The organism is Pseudomonas benzenivorans (genome assembly GCF_033547155.1).
Taxonomy (GTDB): domain Bacteria; phylum Pseudomonadota; class Gammaproteobacteria; order Pseudomonadales; family Pseudomonadaceae; genus Aquipseudomonas; species Aquipseudomonas benzenivorans_B.
The window spans coordinates 4,099,437-4,115,358 of the sequence record NZ_CP137892.1; the positions used below are offsets into that span (position 1 = coordinate 4,099,437).

The 15,922-nt window shown below is 66.1% G+C and carries 13 protein-coding genes; 11 read left to right on the forward strand and 2 right to left on the reverse strand.

The annotated features are described in order from the left end of the window. Nucleotides 1–11: 11 nt before the first annotated feature. On the forward strand, nt 12–785 hold the full coding sequence (gene etfB, locus SBP02_RS18985; protein ID WP_318643955.1) for an electron transfer flavoprotein subunit beta: 774 nt from the start codon (nt 12–14) through the stop codon (nt 783–785). A 77-nt stretch (nt 786–862) separates the two neighbouring features. Then, on the forward strand, nt 863–1,111 hold the full coding sequence (locus SBP02_RS18990; RefSeq protein WP_318643956.1) for a hypothetical protein: 249 nt from the start codon (nt 863–865) through the stop codon (nt 1,109–1,111). A 53-nt stretch (nt 1,112–1,164) separates the two neighbouring features. On the opposite strand, the gene gbdR is transcribed toward SBP02_RS18990, so the two are convergent. Together gbdR and SBP02_RS19000 are read right to left on the reverse strand one after the other, a co-directional pair. After that, nucleotides 1,165–2,292: a choline metabolism transcriptional regulator GbdR gene (gene gbdR / locus SBP02_RS18995; RefSeq protein WP_318643957.1), complete on the reverse strand. Its 1,128-nt coding sequence runs from the start codon at nt 2,290–2,292 to the stop codon at nt 1,165–1,167. Between the two features lie 473 nt (nt 2,293–2,765). Continuing rightward, entirely contained in the window at nt 2,766–4,145 is a 1,380-nt protein-coding gene (locus SBP02_RS19000) for an L-serine ammonia-lyase (RefSeq protein WP_318643958.1), read from the reverse strand. Between the two features lie 336 nt (nt 4,146–4,481). Here SBP02_RS19000 and choX point away from each other — a divergent pair, with 336 nt between their 5' ends. The 9 genes from choX to SBP02_RS19045 all read left to right on the forward strand — a co-directional run bounded on the left by choX (nt 4,482) and on the right by SBP02_RS19045 (nt 15,921). Further along, entirely contained in the window at nt 4,482–5,408 is a 927-nt protein-coding gene (choX, locus tag SBP02_RS19005) for a choline ABC transporter substrate-binding protein (RefSeq protein ID WP_318643959.1), read from the forward strand. A 661-nt stretch (nt 5,409–6,069) separates the two neighbouring features. Then, on the forward strand, nt 6,070–7,266 hold the full coding sequence (locus SBP02_RS19010; RefSeq protein WP_318643960.1) for a quaternary amine ABC transporter ATP-binding protein: 1,197 nt from the start codon (nt 6,070–6,072) through the stop codon (nt 7,264–7,266). A 1-nt stretch (nt 7,267) separates the two neighbouring features. Beyond that, nucleotides 7,268–8,149 (forward strand): ABC transporter permease, encoded by an 882-nt coding sequence (locus SBP02_RS19015; protein ID WP_318643961.1) that lies wholly within the window; start codon nt 7,268–7,270, stop codon nt 8,147–8,149. Between the two features lie 37 nt (nt 8,150–8,186). Beyond that, the gene (locus tag SBP02_RS19020) at nt 8,187–9,131 is read left to right on the forward strand and encodes a choline ABC transporter substrate-binding protein (RefSeq protein ID WP_318643962.1); all 945 of its coding nucleotides are present in this window, start codon (nt 8,187–8,189) and stop codon (nt 9,129–9,131) included. A 217-nt stretch (nt 9,132–9,348) separates the two neighbouring features. After that, the gene (locus SBP02_RS19025; RefSeq protein WP_318643963.1) at nt 9,349–10,203 is read left to right on the forward strand and encodes a glycine betaine ABC transporter substrate-binding protein; all 855 of its coding nucleotides are present in this window, start codon (nt 9,349–9,351) and stop codon (nt 10,201–10,203) included. 190 nt (nt 10,204–10,393) lie between these two features. After that, nucleotides 10,394–11,029: a transcriptional regulator BetI gene (betI, locus tag SBP02_RS19030; RefSeq protein WP_318643964.1), complete on the forward strand. Its 636-nt coding sequence runs from the start codon at nt 10,394–10,396 to the stop codon at nt 11,027–11,029. 252 nt (nt 11,030–11,281) lie between these two features. Then, on the forward strand, nt 11,282–12,754 hold the full coding sequence (gene betB, locus SBP02_RS19035; RefSeq protein ID WP_318643965.1) for a betaine-aldehyde dehydrogenase: 1,473 nt from the start codon (nt 11,282–11,284) through the stop codon (nt 12,752–12,754). Nucleotides 12,755–12,860: 106 nt separating this feature from the next. Then, a complete protein-coding gene (gene betA / locus SBP02_RS19040) occupies nt 12,861–14,543 on the forward strand; it encodes a choline dehydrogenase (RefSeq protein ID WP_318643966.1) in 1,683 nt (560 codons plus the stop codon). A 181-nt stretch (nt 14,544–14,724) separates the two neighbouring features. After that, the gene (locus tag SBP02_RS19045; protein WP_318643967.1) at nt 14,725–15,921 is read left to right on the forward strand and encodes a quaternary amine ABC transporter ATP-binding protein; all 1,197 of its coding nucleotides are present in this window, start codon (nt 14,725–14,727) and stop codon (nt 15,919–15,921) included. Nucleotide 15,922 lies beyond the last annotated feature (1 nt).

Genomic DNA, 15,922 nt, shown 5'->3' on the forward strand with positions numbered 1-15,922 from the left:
ACGGGTGAGCCATGACTGACTTGAACATCATCACCCTGGTCTCGGTCGGCGCCCACCCGACCTCCGGCCGCGCCCGGCGCGCCGAACAGGATTCGCGCGCCGTCGAACTGGGCCTGCGCCTGGCCGGCGACAAGCTGCAGGTGCTGCACGCCGGCGATCCCCAGGAAGAGGCCCTGCGCGCCTACCTGGGCATGGGCCTGGCGGAGATGGCGGTACTCGAGCAACCCAAGCAGGCCGACGCCCTGCCGGCACTGACCCGCTACCTGCAGGAGGCCGGCGCCCAGCTGGTGCTGACCGGCAGCCAGGCGGAAACCGGCGAAGGTTCGGGCATGCTGCCCTTCCTCCTGGCCGAGCGCCTGGGCTGGCCCTTGGTGGTCGGCCTGGCCGAGGTGGAGAAGGTGGAGAACGGCGTGGCCCAGGTGCTGCAGGCCCTGCCCCGCGGCCAGCGCCGCCGCCTGCGGGTACGCCTGCCGTTCCTCGCCAGCGTCGACAATGCCGCGCCGACTGCTCGCCAGAGTGCCTTCGGCCCGGCTCGCCGCGGCCAACTGCGTGCCGAAGACGTGGCCGTGGTCGAGGATAAGCTGCTGGCCGAGGCCCAGCTGCAACCGGCCCGTCCGCGCCCCAAGCGCCTCAAGGTGATCAAGGCCAAGACCGGTGCCGAGCGGATGAAGGCGGCCACCGCCAAGGCCTCCGGCGGCGGCGGTCAGGTGCTCAAAGATGTCTCGCCACAGGAAGGCGCCGAGGCTATCTTCAAGCTACTGATCGAAGAGGGTGTGCTGCGCTAGTCTCAGCCACCGATGCGCAGGGGGCCATGCCGCGGCACGGCCCGTCCTGCGTCGCCAATTGAGGGAGAAACCGGACCATGATGCACGCCGACCTGATCGACCAAGAGGACTTCCGCGACCGCCTGGTGGCACTGGGCCTGTCCATTCCCCCCGGCGTCAGCGCCGAGCAGGCCTGCGAATACGCGGTGCAGGGCCTCAGCCCGGATCGCGCCCAGGCCCTGCGCCGACTGGTCGAGGAGCTGCTGGGCGGCAACGCCACCCTGCTGCCGACCGTGCGCGAGGCGATTTCCCGGCACCTGTTGCCGGCCCTGGCGCCGCGCGGATAGGCTTTTAACGGCAATGAAAAGGGGCGCTATAAGCGCCCCTTTTCATTGCCCGGTCACTGCTGGCGATGTGGATAGAGCTTGACGCTGGCGAAGGTCGACTCGCCCTGGGCGCGGCTCAACGCGGTCATCGCCGTGGACGTGGAGGTGGACGGCCGCAGCAGGTCTTCCGGCATCGGCACCAGGCCCACCACGCTGGTGGAGGTCTGCCCCGCGCGCTCATCGCGCGGCGGAATGCCGAAGTACTCGCGGTAGCACTTGGAGAAGTGCGGGGTGGAGACGAAGCCGCACACCGAGGCCACCTCGATGATCGACATCGAGGTCTGCTTGAGCAGCTGGCGCGCGCGGATCAGGCGCAATTTGAGGTAGTAGCGCGACGGCGAGCAGTGCAGGTACTTCTGGAACAGGCGCTCGAGCTGGCGGCGCGATACGTCGACGTAACAGGCCAGCTCGTCGAGGTCGATCGGCTCCTCCAGATTGGCCTCCATCAGCGCGACGATTTCCTGCAACTTCGGCTGGTTGGTGCCGAGCATGTGCTTGAGCGGCACGCGCTGATGATCCTGCTCGTTGCGGATACGCTCGTAGATGAACATCTCGGAGATCGCCGCCGCCAACTCGCGACCATGCTCGCGGCCGATCAGGTGCAACATCATGTCCATCGGCGCGGTGCCGCCGGAGGAGGTGTAGCGGCTGCGGTCGATGGAGAACAGGCGGGTGGTGATGGCCGCCCGGGGGAAGGCCTCCTGCATCGCCGCGAGGAATTCCCAGTGCACGCTGCAGTCGAAGCCGTCGAGCAGGCCGGCCTTGGCCAGCGCCCAGCTGCCGGTGCACACGCCGCCCAGCTGACGGCCATGGCGGGCCTGGACCTGCAGCCAGTGCAGGTGCTCGCGCGTGACGCTGTGCTGGATGTCGACGCCGCCGCAGACGATCACCGTATCCAGGGCCGGCGCATTGTCCAGGCCGGCATCGGGGGTGATCTGCAGGCCATCGCTGGCGCTCACCGGCAGGCCGCTCTGGGTCAGGGTGTACCAACGATACAGCTCATTGCCGGAGAGCTGGTTGGCCATGCGCAGAGGTTCCACGGCCGAAGCCAGGGAAATCAGGGTGAAGTTGTCCAGCAACAAGAAGCCAATGGACTGCGGAACACGGTTCTGGGGCTGGGCCCCTGGAGTGGACTGCGACATCAGTGAAACCCTCACGCTAAGCACGTAGTGGAGCCTTCGTGGCGAGGCTCTTCATCTTGTTCTTCCGGAAGTTAAGACAACCCCGGACCGGTTTGCATCACGAAGCAAACGCCGTGCCTAATCTAAATTGGCTGTCCAATTAAAAATGAAACATCCAATCTACGTGCCATGCGGCCGTCTCGGGAGCGACAGAACGATTCTATTTGCGACGTGAAACGCCACTTTTTCGGGCGTTTGAGCATTTCGGTAGCACCGTAGAAGCGGGAAGTTGTCACCCCAGCATCCGTGTGGGTAACACCGCTAACCGACCAGTGGCATGCCATCTGACCGATGGGTCAGACCCAGGGTGCCACCTGGCCGACCCGCGCCCCGCACCGCAGGAGTGCAGGGCACAGAGCCCGCCTGGCAAAAAAGGGACGGGCAGCATCGCTGCCACGTCCCCAAGTAAAGCTCAAGCCGGGATGGCCGGCACCTCAACACTCGACCGCGCTGACCGCCAGGCCACCGCGCGAGGTTTCCTTGTACTTGTCGTGCATGTCGGCACCGGTGTCGCGCATGGTGCGGATCACCCGGTCGAGGGAGATGAAATGCTCGCCGTCGCCGCGCAGGGCCATCTGCGCGGCGTTGATCGCCTTCACCGCGGCGATGGCGTTGCGCTCGATGCACGGCACCTGGACCAGGCCGCCGACCGGGTCGCAGGTCAGCCCCAGGTTGTGCTCCAGGCCGATCTCGGCGGCGTTCTCCAGCTGCTCCGGGGTGGCGCCGAGGATCTCCGCCAGGCCCGCGGCGGCCATGGCGCAGGCCGAACCGACCTCGCCCTGACAGCCGACTTCGGCACCGGAGATCGAGGCGTTCTTCTTGCACAGGATGCCCACGGCGGCGGCCGCCAGCAGGTAGTCGACCACGTCGGCCTCGGTCACCGCCGGGCTGAAGCGCACGTAGTAGTGCAGCACCGCCGGAATGATGCCGGCCGCGCCGTTGGTCGGCGCGGTCACCATGCGTCCGCCGGCGGCGTTTTCCTCGTTCACCGCCAGGGCGAACAGGTTGACCCACTCCATGCCGCTCAGGGTCGAGCCGATCACGTTGGGCTTGCTCATCTCCTGCAGGCTGCGGTGCAGCTTGGCGGCGCGGCGCTTGACGTTGAGGCCGCCGGGCAGGATGCCTTCCTGCTTCAGGCCGTTGTCCACGCAGTCGCGCATGGCCTGCCACAGGCGCATCAGGCCGGCGCGGATCTCCGCCTCGCTGCGCCAGGCCTTCTCGTTCTCCATCATCAGCTGCGACACGCGCAGGCCGTGCTGCTTGCACAGGCTCAGCAGCTCGGCGGCGCTGTTGAAATCGTAGGGCAGCTTGGTGCTGTCCTGGTCCAGCTGGCCGGCGGCGGCCTGCTCGGCGTCGACCACGAAGCCGCCGCCGATCGAGTAGTAGGTGTCGCTGTGCAGCTCGCGGCCTTCGCCGCAGAACGCCGTCAGCGTCATGGCATTGGGGTGGTACGGCAGGTTCTCCTCCAGCAGCAGCATGTCGCGCTGCCAGTCGAAGGCCACCGCCAGGCGCCCGTCCAGCTGCAGCTGGCCGCTGGCGCGCAGCGCCTCGATACGCGGGGCGATCTGGCTCGGGTCGATGCTGTCGGGCCATTCGCCCATCAGCCCCATGATCACCGCGGTGTCGCTGCCGTGACCGACGCCGGTGGCCGACAGCGAACCGTACAGGCGCACCTCGACACGGCCGACGCGCTCGAGCAGGCGACGATCGCGCAGGGCACCGACGAACAGCGCCGCGGCGCGCATGGGGCCGACGGTATGGGAGCTGGACGGCCCGATACCGATCTTGAACAGGTCGAACACACTAATAGCCACGACAATCTCCTGAACTGGGTCCTGCAATGGCGCCATCATCGAGATTTCCCGGGCAGGCCGGAGTCCCACACCGACTCGTCCATGTCCAAATCCGTCAGTGGGCGGCGCGTTCGTCGAACACCCCCACGGGCTTTCGTGACCCAGCTGACACTTTTTCCGCACAGGCGGCACGAAATGCGACAAAAGCGTTCCGTACGCGACCTCGCGCGTAGGCAATAGTCCGGCTCTGGCGCCATGATCCAGGCGCCCCCTGCGCCGGCCGCCTCGCCTCGCCCAGGGCCACACGCCCCGTGCCGGAGCGGCAGGGAGCCCGTCATCGGTTACTTGGAAGCGCCCATGAAACGCTACAGAAGCTATCTATTGGCAGCATTGCTGAGCACCCCATTGCTGGCCCAGGCGGCGGACCCCGCCGCCTGCGATCGTGTCCGCCTGGCCGACGTCGGCTGGACCGACCTGATCACCACCAACGCCGTCACCCGCCTGCTGCTCAGCGAACTGGGCTATCGCACCCAGGTCAAACGCCTGTCGGTGCCCGAGACCTACGACGCCCTGAGCAACAACGAACTGGACGTCTTTCTCGACCTGTGGATGCCCAGCTCGGAAAAGGGCATACGCCCCTATCTGGATGACGGCTCGATCGAGCTGATCGCGGTCAACCTGGAAGGCGCCAAGTACACCCTGGCGGTCAACCAGACCGGCTTCGACGCCGGGATCAGGAGCTTCGAGGACATCGCCAAGTTCAAGAAGGCCCTGGGCGGCAAGATCCACGGCATCGAGCCGGGCAACAGCGCCAACAAGACGATCCAGCAGATGATCGAGAAGAATGCCTTCGATCTCAGCGACTTCAAGCTGGTGGAGTCCAGCGAGTCGGACATGATCCTGCACGTCAAACGCGCCGACCACCTCGGCAAAGCGGCGGTGTTCCTCGGCTGGGAGCCGCACCCGATGAACAACCAGCTGAAGATGAACTACCTGCCCGGCGGCGACGACTACTTCGGCCCCAACCTGGGCGGTGCCACCGTCTATACCGCGGTGCGCAAGGGCTACGCCAGCCAGTGCCCGAACCTCGGCCGCCTGCTGAAGAACCTGCGTTTCAGCCTGCAGATGGAGAACGACCTGATGGAGGCCATCCTCAATCAGAACACCACCCCGAGGCGCGAAGCCAAGGCCTGGTTGAAAGCCAATCCGCAGACCCGCGCTCAGTGGCTGCAGGGCGTCACCAAGCGCGACGGCAGCCCGCTGGATAGCGGCCAAAGGCCATAAATTCCCCCTGCGGCGAATCCGCCGCAACCCCCGGCACACGTCCCCTGAACCCCTGCGCGAGGCTTTAGAACGAGCCTCGCGCGGCCGGCCGCCTTGGCCAAGGCGGCCTATAATCTGTTATGGTTTTTTTAGGTAGCCGCCATGTCGTCGCCCAGCACGTCGACGTCGTAAACCGACAATTGCGGCCTTTCGAAGCCTATATCGTTGAGTCAGCCGATCTCGTCGCTGCCGCCTCCTCCGGGAGTCGGTAGACCGGAGTCCCACAGCTCCGGACCGAAAACAGATAAGCGCTGGCTCCCCCACTTGGGCGCCAGCCCAACAAGAAAATTCGGACGTACGTACATCTCGATTAGAGGTGTGATCCCCAAAGGATTGGGCTTCGTAACACTGCCAGAGGGTTTGGAAAGCAGTTTGCAGCACGGCACAGCAAGGATCATTCATCGACACAGGCGATTAGCGCCCACGGCCGACATGGCAGGTGGCGCAGCACCCCGACTGTGTCCGAGTGTCCCCCGCGCCGCCCTGCAGAATGTTGCCCAAACCCGGAAATCATGACCACCCACACAGGCAAGAACAGTCGGCATCACCTGACGAATCGCCCGAGGGCGCTCATCGGGTTCCATGTAGCTGGTCTGGATGTCTACTGAAGGGGAAACCTCCCATGAAGTCTGGAAAGATCGTCGTCGAGAACCTGTACAAGGTCTTCGGCCAGCAACCCCAAGAAGCCATCGACCTGCTCAAGCAGGGCTGGAGCAAGGACAAGATACTCGCCGAAAAAGGCGCGGTGATCGGCGTCAGCGATGTGTCGTTCAGCGTCGAGGAGGGCGAGATCTTCGTCCTCATGGGCCTCTCCGGCTCGGGCAAGTCCACCCTGATCCGCCTGATCAACCGCCTCATCGAGCCCAGCGCCGGTGACGTCTACATCGACGGCCAGAACGTCGCCAAGATGGCCAAGTCCGAGCTGGTCGACCTGCGCCGCCGCGACATGAGCATGGTCTTCCAGTCCTTCGCCCTGATGCCCTCGCGCAGCGTGCTGGACAACGCCGCCTTCGGCCTGGAAGTGGCCGGAGTCGGCCGCAAGGAACGCGAGAAGCGCGCCATGGACGTGCTCGCCCAGGTCGGCCTGGACACCTTCGCCCACAAGTATCCCCACGAGCTGTCCGGCGGCATGCAGCAGCGCGTCGGCCTGGCCCGCGCCCTGGCCGTGGACCCCTCGATGATGATCATGGACGAGGCCTTCTCCGCCCTCGACCCGCTCAAGCGCCGCGAGATGCAGGACGTGCTGCTGGAGCTGCAGAAGACCCACCGCCGCACCATCATCTTCGTCTCCCACGACATCGAGGAGGCCATGCGCATCGGCTCGCGCATCGGCATCATGGAAGGCGGCAAGCTGATCCAGGTCGGCACCCCCCAGGAGCTGGTCGACAACCCGGCCAACGACTACGTGCGCAACTTCTTCGACACCGTCGACACCAACCGCTACCTCACCGCCGGCCAGCTCAAGGCCGACAGCGTGCCGCTCTACGTGCACAACGGCATCGCCCCCAGCGCCAACCAGGTGTGCCAGGAGCTGCAGGCCCAGGACAAGCACTACGCCTTCATCGTCGACGGCGAGAAGCGTTTCTGCGGCTCCATCAGCCTGGAGAAGATCGCCCTGATGGTCGACGGCAACAGCCAGTGCGACCTGGACCTGAACGTACTCAAGCGCATCGACCCGGTGCCGGAGGACATGCCCCTGGACCAGGTGATCGAGCGCCTGGTGGACAACGAGGGCCCCATTCCGGTGGTCGACGCCAACGGCTTCTACAGCGGCGCCATCAGCAAGGGCCGCCTGCTGAACCGCCTGCAGGGAGAATGACATGAGCGACAAGAAACTCGACCTGGGCAGCTGGGTCAACGACGTGGTCCAGCACCTGCTGGACAACTACAGCGGCGCCTTCGACAGCGTCGGCAGCGTGGTCAGCGGCTTCTCCGAGGGCATCGAGACCCTGCTGATGCTGCCCCCGGCCTGGCTGCTGATCGCCATCTTCGTCGCCCTCGGCCTGTGGCGCATCGGCGCCCGCTTCGCCGGCTTCACCGCCGTGTCCTTCATCCTCATCGTCATGACCGGCTTCTGGGAGCAGACCGTGGTCACCCTCGGCCTGACCTTCTCCTCGACCCTGATCAGCCTGCTGCTGGGCATCCCCCTGGGCATCTGGGCCGCCCGCAGCGAGCGCGTCGCCACCATCGTCCGGCCGATCCTCGACTTCATGCAGACCATGCCGGCCTTCGTCTACCTGATCCCCGCCGCCATGCTCTTCGGCCTCGGCCGCGTGCCCGGCATCATCGCCACGGTGATCTTCGCCATGCCGCCGGCCGTGCGCCTGACCAACCTGGGCATCCGCCAGGTCAACAAGGAGATCGTCGAGGCCGGCCAGTCCTTCGGCTGCACCGGTCGCCAGCTGCTGTTCAAGGTGCAGCTGCCCAACGCCATGCCCTCGATCATGGCCGGGGTCAACCAGACCATCATGATGGCCCTGTCCATGGTGATCATCGCCTCCATGGTCGGCGCCGGCGGCCTGGGCAACGACGTGCTGGCGAGCATCCAACGCCTGGATATCGGGCTAGGCTTCGAGAGCGGCATGGCCGTGGTGCTGCTGGCCATCATCCTCGACCGCATCACCGAGAGTTTCGGCACCAAGCAGACCGCGCCACGCAGCAGCCTGATCAGCTGGGTGAACGCGCGCTTCCAACGCCAGTGAGCGCCTCACCTTTTTCCATTCATACAGGGAGTCATTAATGAAGAAGTTGCAGAGCATCGCCGGCCTCGGCCTCCTCTCTTGCGTCCTGGCCCAAGCGGCCTGGGCCCAGGAGCCGGAAAGCTGCAAGCAGGTGCGCTTCGCCGAGATCGGCTGGGCCGACATCGCCGCCACCACCGGCGTGGCCATGACCCTGACCGAGGGACTGGGCTACAAGCCGCGCAAGATCATGGCCTCGGTGCCCATCGCCTTCACCGGGGTGAAGAACAGTCAGATCGACGTGTTCCTCGGCTACTGGGCCCCCTCGATGGATGCGGTGATCGAGCCCTTCACCAAGGACGGCGGCGTCAAGGTGCTGCCCACGCCCAACCTGGAAGGCGCCAAGTACACCCTGGCGGTACCGACCTACGCGGCCGAGGCCGGTCTCAAGAGCTTCCAGGACATCGCCAAGTTCAAGGACCAGCTCGGCGGCAAGATCTACGGCATCGAGCCGGGCAACGACGGCAACCTGCTGATCGAGCAGATGATCAAGGGCGACCAGTTCGGCCTCGGCGGCTTCCGCATGGTCGAGTCCAGCGAGGCCGGCATGCTGGTCCAGGTGCAGCGCGCGGTGAAGAAAAAGGAGCCGGTGGTGTTCCTCGGCTGGGCCCCGCACCCGATGAACACCCAGTACGACATCACCTATCTGTCCGGTGGCGATGAGGTGTTCGGCCCCGACTACGGCGCCGCCAAGGTCTACACCGTGGTACCGCCGGACTACGAGGCCCGCTGCGCCAACGTCGGCAAGCTGCTGAACAACCTGCAGTTCAGCGTCGAGATCGAGAGCCAGCTGATGGAGAAGGTGCTGGAGAAACAGGACCCGGCCGAAGTCGCGAAGAACTGGATCAAGGCCAACCCGCAGATGCTCGACAAGTGGCTGGCCGGGGTCACCACCTACGACGGCCAGGACGGCGTCGCCGCCGTGAAGAAACACGTCGGCCTCTAACCGGCCGAAGGAACCTGACCCGCTCGACCACCGGGCGGGCCAGGGCAAACCGCGGCGCCATCCGCCGCTTGCCTGCAACCCCCTAGAGCCAGCGATTCGCCTCGCGGCTCGCGTACCAGCCGTCCTGCCAGTGCAGTCCGGCCGGCGCAGTACCCGTACTCAGAACGAGCCAGTAACACCAACAAGAACTGCAACTCACCCTGACGGAGTTACACCTATGCGCAAACTCAAGACCCTTACCCAAGGCCTCGCCGCCGCCGCCCTGGCGCTCGGCATGACCACTGCCATGGCCGCGGACAAACCCACCCTGACCTTCGGTTTCGTCAACGGCTGGGACGATAGCGTCGCCACCAGCTACCTCGCCGCCGAAATCATAGAAAGCAAGCTCGGCTACGATGTCGAGCTCAAGCCCCTCGAGCCCGCCATCATGTGGCAGGGCGTCGGCCGCGGCGATATCGACGGTCTGCTCTCCGCCTGGCTCCCGGTGACCCATGGCGAGTACCTGACCAAGGTTCAAGACAAGATCGAGATCCTCGGCACCAACTACAACGATGCCAAGATCGGCCTGGTGGTACCCGACTACGTCGAAGCCAAGAGCATCGATGACCTGAACAAGACCAAGGACGCCTACGGCGGCAAGATCACCGGTATCGACGCCGGCGCCGGCGTGATGCGCCGCACCGAGGAAGCCGTCGAGAAGTACGGCCTCGACTTCAAGCTGATGCCCAGCTCCGGCCCGGCCATGGCCACCGCCCTGGCCCGCGCCATCAAGAAGAACGAAGCCATCGTGGTGCCCGGCTGGGTACCGCACTGGATGTTCGCCAAGTGGAAGCTGCGCTTCCTCGAAGACCCGAAAGGCGTCTATGGCGACGCCGAGCGCGTCGACACCGTGGTCCATCCCAGCCTGAACACCAAGGCTCCGGAAGCCGTGGCCTTCCTCAAGAAGTTCTCCTGGACCAGCGAGGAGATCGGCTCGGTGATGCTGGCCATCCGCGACGGCGCCAAGCCGGAAGACGCGGCCAAGGACTGGGTCGCCAAGAACCCCGAGCGGGTTGACAGCTGGCTGAAATAAGCCCTCTCCGGCACCAACAGAAAGCGGGCTACGGCCCGCTTTCTCGTGTCCGGGACCACGACCGAGCGCCGTCCCGGGCATGCCCCGCACCGACAACTCGCCGCGCGAACGGCATATTTGATTGATCGACCAATAAAAACCGCCCTAGACTGCGCCCAATCCCGGGAACCGCCAATCGTTGGAGACACCGATGCCCAAGGTTGGAATGCAGCCAATCCGTCGCTCGCAGCTGATCGCCGCCACCCTCGAAGCCGTCGACCAGGTCGGCATGAGCGAGGCCAGCATCGCCTATATCGCCCGCCTGGCCGGCGTATCGAACGGCATCATCAGCCACTACTTCCAAGACAAAAACGGCCTGCTCGCCGCGACCATGCGCCACCTGATGCAGGCCCTGAGCCAGGCCTCGCGCGCGCGCCGCGCGGCGCTCGAGGAAGACAGCCCGCGCGCCCAGCTGCGGGCGATCATCGACAGCAACTTCGACGACAGCCAGGTCAACGGCCCGGCCATGAAGACCTGGCTGGCCTTCTGGGCCGCCAGCATGCACCACCCCGCCCTGCGCCGCCTGCAGCGGATCAACGACCATCGCCTGTACTCCAACCTGTGCGGCCAGTTCCTGCGCGCCCTGCCGCAGCGACAGTCCCGTGCCGCCGCTCGCGGCCTGGCCGCGCTGATCGACGGCCTGTGGCTACGCGGCGCCCTGTCCGGCGGTGCCTTCGACACCCAGCAGGCCGTGCAGATCGCCTACGACTACCTCGACCTGCAACTGGCCAAGGCCGAGCGCACCACAGCCCCGCGCGAGCGCACCCTCGACTCCACCGCGCGCTGATCTCTCCAGCCCGTCCAGCACGGGCGTGCCGCCGCCAACCCGCCGCTCTTCGACCATAGAGATGACCTGCGTCGTCGCATTCGGCGCAGGCCTTGTCGTTCCCGAATATTTTTATTGATTGAACATTCAATAAAAATAACCTAGTCTGGCTTCCACCTTCACGACCGGCCCGAGCCACACGACCGGCCAAGCCGGTCAGGGCGCAGAAAGACCGCCCGCCTTGCGTAAACGATCATCAAAGAGGATTCCGCCATGGCCCGATTCGACGAACAGAAACTCTATATCGGAGGTCGCTACGTCGACTCGAGCAGCGGCACCCGCTTCGAAACCGTCAATCCGGCCAACGGCGAGGTGCTGGCCCAGGTCCAGCGCGCCGGCAAGGACGACGTCGAGCGCGCCGTCGCCAGTGCGACCGAGGGGCAGAAGGTCTGGGCGGCGATGACCGCCATGCAGCGCTCGCGCATCCTGCGCAAGGCGGTGGACATTCTCCGCGCGCGCAACGACGAGCTGGCCCTGCTGGAGACCCTCGACACCGGCAAGCCGCTGTCGGAGACCCAGGCGGTGGACATCGTCACCGGCGCCGACGTGCTGGAGTACTACGCCGGCCTGATCCCGGCCCTGGAGGGCCAGCAGATTCCGCTGCGCGAGTCGTCCTTCGTCTACACCCGCCGCGAGCCCCTGGGCGTGGTCGCCGGCATCGGCGCCTGGAACTACCCGATCCAGATCGCCCTGTGGAAATCCGCCCCGGCCCTGGCCGCCGGCAACGCCATGATCTTCAAGCCCAGCGAAGTGACCCCGCTGTCGGTGCTCAAGCTGGCCGAGATCTACACCGAGGCCGGCCTGCCGGACGGCGTGTTCAACGTGCTCACCGGCAGCGGCCGCGAAGTCGGCCAGTGGCTCACCGAGCACCCGGGCATCGCCAAGATCTCCTTCACCGGCGGCACCAGCACCGGCAAGAAGGTCATGGCCAGCGCCTCCGGTTCGACCCTCAAGGACGTGACCATGGAGCTGGGCGGCAAGTCGCCGCTGATCGTCTTCGACGACGCCGACCTCGACCGCGCCGCCGACATCGCCATGATGGCCAACTTCTACAGCTCCGGTCAGGTCTGCACCAACGGCACCCGGGTGTTCATCCCGCGCCAACTGCAGGCGAGTTTCGAGGCCAAGGTGCTGGAGCGGGTGCAGCGCATCCGCCTGGGCAACCCGGAGGATGCCGCCACCAACTTCGGCCCGCTGGTCAGCTTCGCCCACATGGAAAGCGTGCTCGGCTACATCGAAACCGGCCGCAAGGAAGGCGCCCGCCTGCTCTGCGGCGGCCAGCGGGTGACCGACGGCGCCTACGCCCAGGGCGCCTATGTCGCCCCCACGGTGTTCAGCGATTGCCGCGACGAGATGACCATCGTGCGCGAAGAGATCTTCGGCCCGGTCATGAGCATCCTCGCCTACGACAGCGAAGAGGAGGCTATCCGCCGCGCCAACGACACCGAGTACGGCCTGGCCGCCGGCCTGGTGACCCGCGACCTGGCCCGCGCCCACCGGGTCATCCACCAGCTGCAGGCCGGCATCTGCTGGATCAACGCCTGGGGCGAGTCGCCGGCGGAGATGCCGGTGGGCGGCTACAAGCAGTCGGGCGTCGGCCGCGAGAACGGCGTGGCGACCCTCGAGCACTACACCCAGGTCAAGTCGGTGCAGGTGGAGCTGGGCGACTACGCCTCGGTGTTCTGAACCCGTCGGGTGGACCGGCCGCGCAGCGGCCTGGTCCACCGCTCAACTGCAGATCCGCCCCGGTGGCTGAGGGCTTTGCCTGGTCCACCCTACGCAGGAAGGTTCCATGTCCCAAGAATTCGACTACATCATCATCGGCGCCGGCTCGGCCGGCAACGTACTGGCCACCCGCCTGACCGAGGATGCCGACGTCAGCGTACTGCTGCTGGAGGCCGGCGGCCCCGACCACCGCCTCGACTTTCGCACCCAGATGCCCGCCGCCCTGGCCTTTCCCCTGCAAGGCCGGCGCTACAACTGGGCCTACGAGACCGATCCCGAGCCGCACATGAACAACCGCCGCATGGAGTGTGGCCGCGGCAAGGGCCTGGGCGGCTCCTCGCTGATCAACGGCATGTGCTACATCCGCGGCAACGCCATGGACTACGACGGCTGGGCCAAGCTCGAGGGCCTGGAGGACTGGAGCTACCTGGACTGCCTGCCCTATTTCCGCAAGGCCGAGACCCGCGACATCGGGCCCAACGCCTACCACGGCGGCGACGGCCCTGTGTCGGTAACGACGCCTAAAAACGGCAACAACCCCCTGTTCCAAGCCATGATCGAGGCCGGCGTGCAGGCCGGCTACCCGCGCACCGACGACCTCAACGGCTACCAGCAGGAAGGCTTCGGTCCGATGGACCGCACCGTGACCCCCCGGGGCCGTCGCGCCAGCACCGCCCGCGGCTACCTGGATCAGGCCCGCGGCCGCCCCAACCTGACCATCGTCACCCATGCCCTCACCGATCGCATCCTGTTCAACGGCAAGCGCGCCATCGGCGTCGCCTACCTCAAGGGCAACAGCAACGCGCCGACCACCGTGCATGCCCGCCGCGAGGTGCTGCTGTGCAGCGGCGCCATCGCCTCGCCGCAGATCCTCCAGCGTTCCGGGGTCGGCCCCGGCGCCCTGCTGCGCGACCTGAGCATCCCCCTGGTGCACGAACTGCCCGGGGTCGGCCAGAACCTCCAGGACCACCTGGAGATGTACCTGCAGTACGCCTGCAAGCAGCCGGTTTCCCTGTACCCGGCGCTGCAGTGGTGGAACCAGCCGAAGATCGGCGCCGAGTGGATGTTCCTCGGCCGGGGCACCGGCGCCAGCAACCAGTTCGAGGCCGGCGGCTTCATCCGCACCCGCGAAGAATTCGAGTGGCCGAACATCCAGTACCACTTCCTGCCGGTGGCGATCAATTACAACGGCAGCAACGCGGTCAAGGAACACGGCTTCCAGGCCCACGTCGGCTCCATGCGCTCCCCCAGCCGCGGCCGCGTGCAGCTCAAGTCCCGGGACCCGCGCGAGCATCCGAGCATCCTGTTCAACTACATGTCCACCGAGCAGGACTGGCAGGAGTTCCGCGACGGCATCCGCATCACCCGCGAGATCATGGCGCAATCGGCCCTCGATCCCTACCGCGGCCGCGAGCTGAGCCCCGGCAAGGAGGTGCAGAGCGATGCCGAGCTGGATGCCTTCGTCCGCCAGCACGCCGAAACCGCCTTCCACCCCTCCTGCTCCTGCAAGATGGGCGAGGACGACATGGCGGTGGTCGACGGCCAGGGCCGGGTGCACGGCCTGGAAGGCCTGCGGGTGGTCGACGCCTCGATCATGCCGATCATCACCACCGGCAATCTCAACGCCCCGACCATCATGATGGCCGAGAAGATCGCCGACCGGATCCGCGGCCGCACGCCGCTGCCGCGCAGCACCGCCCCCTACTACGTGGCGGCCGGCGCCCCGGTGCGCCGCGTGGCGCAGCGCTAGCCCCCCAAGGGACACCCGTGGCGCTGCCGCCTCCCGAGAGGAGCGTGCAGCGCCGCCAGAACTCACAGTCACAGCAACCAACACAGGCACGCACTATCGATAGCACCTCACGGCCGCCACGCCTTGCGCGCCGGGTTACCACTAACTGAACTGGATTCTAATAAGAGAGGGCCCACCCCAAATGCAGTCAGGAAAGATCGTCGTCGAGAACCTGTACAAGGTCTTCGGCCAAAACCCAGAAGAAGCCATCGACCTGCTCAAGCAGGGCTGGAGCAAGGACAAGATCCTCGCCGAGAAAGGCGCGGTGATCGGCGTCAGCGATGTGTCGTTCAGCGTCGAGGAGGGCGAGATCTTCGTCCTCATGGGCCTCTCCGGCTCGGGCAAGTCCACCCTGATCCGCCTGATCAACCGGCTCATCGAACCGTCCGCCGGCAATGTCTACATCGACGGCCAGAACGTCGCCAAGATGGCCAAGTCCGAGCTGGTCGACCTGCGCCGCCGCGACATGAGCATGGTCTTCCAGTCCTTCGCCCTGATGCCCTCGCGCAGCGTGCTGGACAACGCCGCCTTCGGCCTGGAAGTGGCCGGGGTCGGGCGCAAGGAACGCGAGAAGCGCGCCATGGACGTGCTCGCCCAGGTCGGCCTGGACACCTTCGCCCACAAGTACCCCAACCAGCTCTCCGGTGGCATGCAGCAGCGCGTCGGCCTGGCCCGCGCCCTGGCCGTGGACCCCTCGATCATGATCATGGACGAGGCCTTCTCCGCCCTCGACCCGCTCAAGCGCCGCGAGATGCAGGACGTGCTGCTGGAGCTGCAGAAGACCCACCGCCGCACCATCATCTTCGTCTCCCACGACATCGAGGAGGCCATGCGCATCGGCTCGCGCATCGGCATCATGGAAGGCGGCAAGCTGATCCAGGTCGGCACCCCCCAGGAACTGGTCGACAACCCCGCCAACGACTACGTGCGCAACTTCTTCGACACCGTCGACACCAACCGCTACCTCACCGCCGGCCAGCTCAAGGCCGACAGCGTGCCGGTCTACGTGAACAACGGCGTGGCGCCCTGCGCCCTGACCGTGTGCCAGGAGTTGCAGGCCCAGGACAAGCACTACGCCTTCGTGGTCGATCAGGACAAGCGCTTCACCGGTTCCATCAGCCTGGAGAAGATCGCCCTGATGACCGAGGGTGGACACTCGATCAAGCTGAGCAAGGACGTGCTCAAGCCCATCGTCCCGGTGCCGGAGGACATGCCCCTGGACCAGGTGATCGAGCGCCTGGTGGACAACGAGGGCCCCATTCCGGTGGTCGACGCCAACGGCTTCTACAGCGGTGCCATCAGCAAGGGCCGCCTGCTGAACCGCCTGCAGGGAGAATGAC

Bases quoted from the DNA above. Each gene is read 5' to 3' on its own strand.
- etfB (WP_318643955.1), top strand. From the start codon at position 12: ATGACTGACTTGAACATCATCACCCTGGTCTCGGTCGGCGCCCACCCG.
- SBP02_RS18990 (WP_318643956.1), top strand. From the start codon at position 863: ATGATGCACGCCGACCTGATCGACCAAGAGGACTTCCGCGACCGCCTG.
- gbdR (WP_318643957.1), bottom strand. From the start codon at position 2,292: ATGTCGCAGTCCACTCCAGGGGCCCAGCCCCAGAACCGTGTTCCGCAG.
- choX (WP_318643959.1), top strand. From the start codon at position 4,482: ATGAAACGCTACAGAAGCTATCTATTGGCAGCATTGCTGAGCACCCCA.
- SBP02_RS19010 (WP_318643960.1), top strand. From the start codon at position 6,070: ATGAAGTCTGGAAAGATCGTCGTCGAGAACCTGTACAAGGTCTTCGGC.
- SBP02_RS19015 (WP_318643961.1), top strand. From the start codon at position 7,268: ATGAGCGACAAGAAACTCGACCTGGGCAGCTGGGTCAACGACGTGGTC.
- SBP02_RS19020 (WP_318643962.1), top strand. From the start codon at position 8,187: ATGAAGAAGTTGCAGAGCATCGCCGGCCTCGGCCTCCTCTCTTGCGTC.
- SBP02_RS19025 (WP_318643963.1), top strand. From the start codon at position 9,349: ATGCGCAAACTCAAGACCCTTACCCAAGGCCTCGCCGCCGCCGCCCTG.
- betI (WP_318643964.1), top strand. From the start codon at position 10,394: ATGCCCAAGGTTGGAATGCAGCCAATCCGTCGCTCGCAGCTGATCGCC.
- betB (WP_318643965.1), top strand. From the start codon at position 11,282: ATGGCCCGATTCGACGAACAGAAACTCTATATCGGAGGTCGCTACGTC.
- betA (WP_318643966.1), top strand. From the start codon at position 12,861: ATGTCCCAAGAATTCGACTACATCATCATCGGCGCCGGCTCGGCCGGC.
- SBP02_RS19045 (WP_318643967.1), top strand. From the start codon at position 14,725: ATGCAGTCAGGAAAGATCGTCGTCGAGAACCTGTACAAGGTCTTCGGC.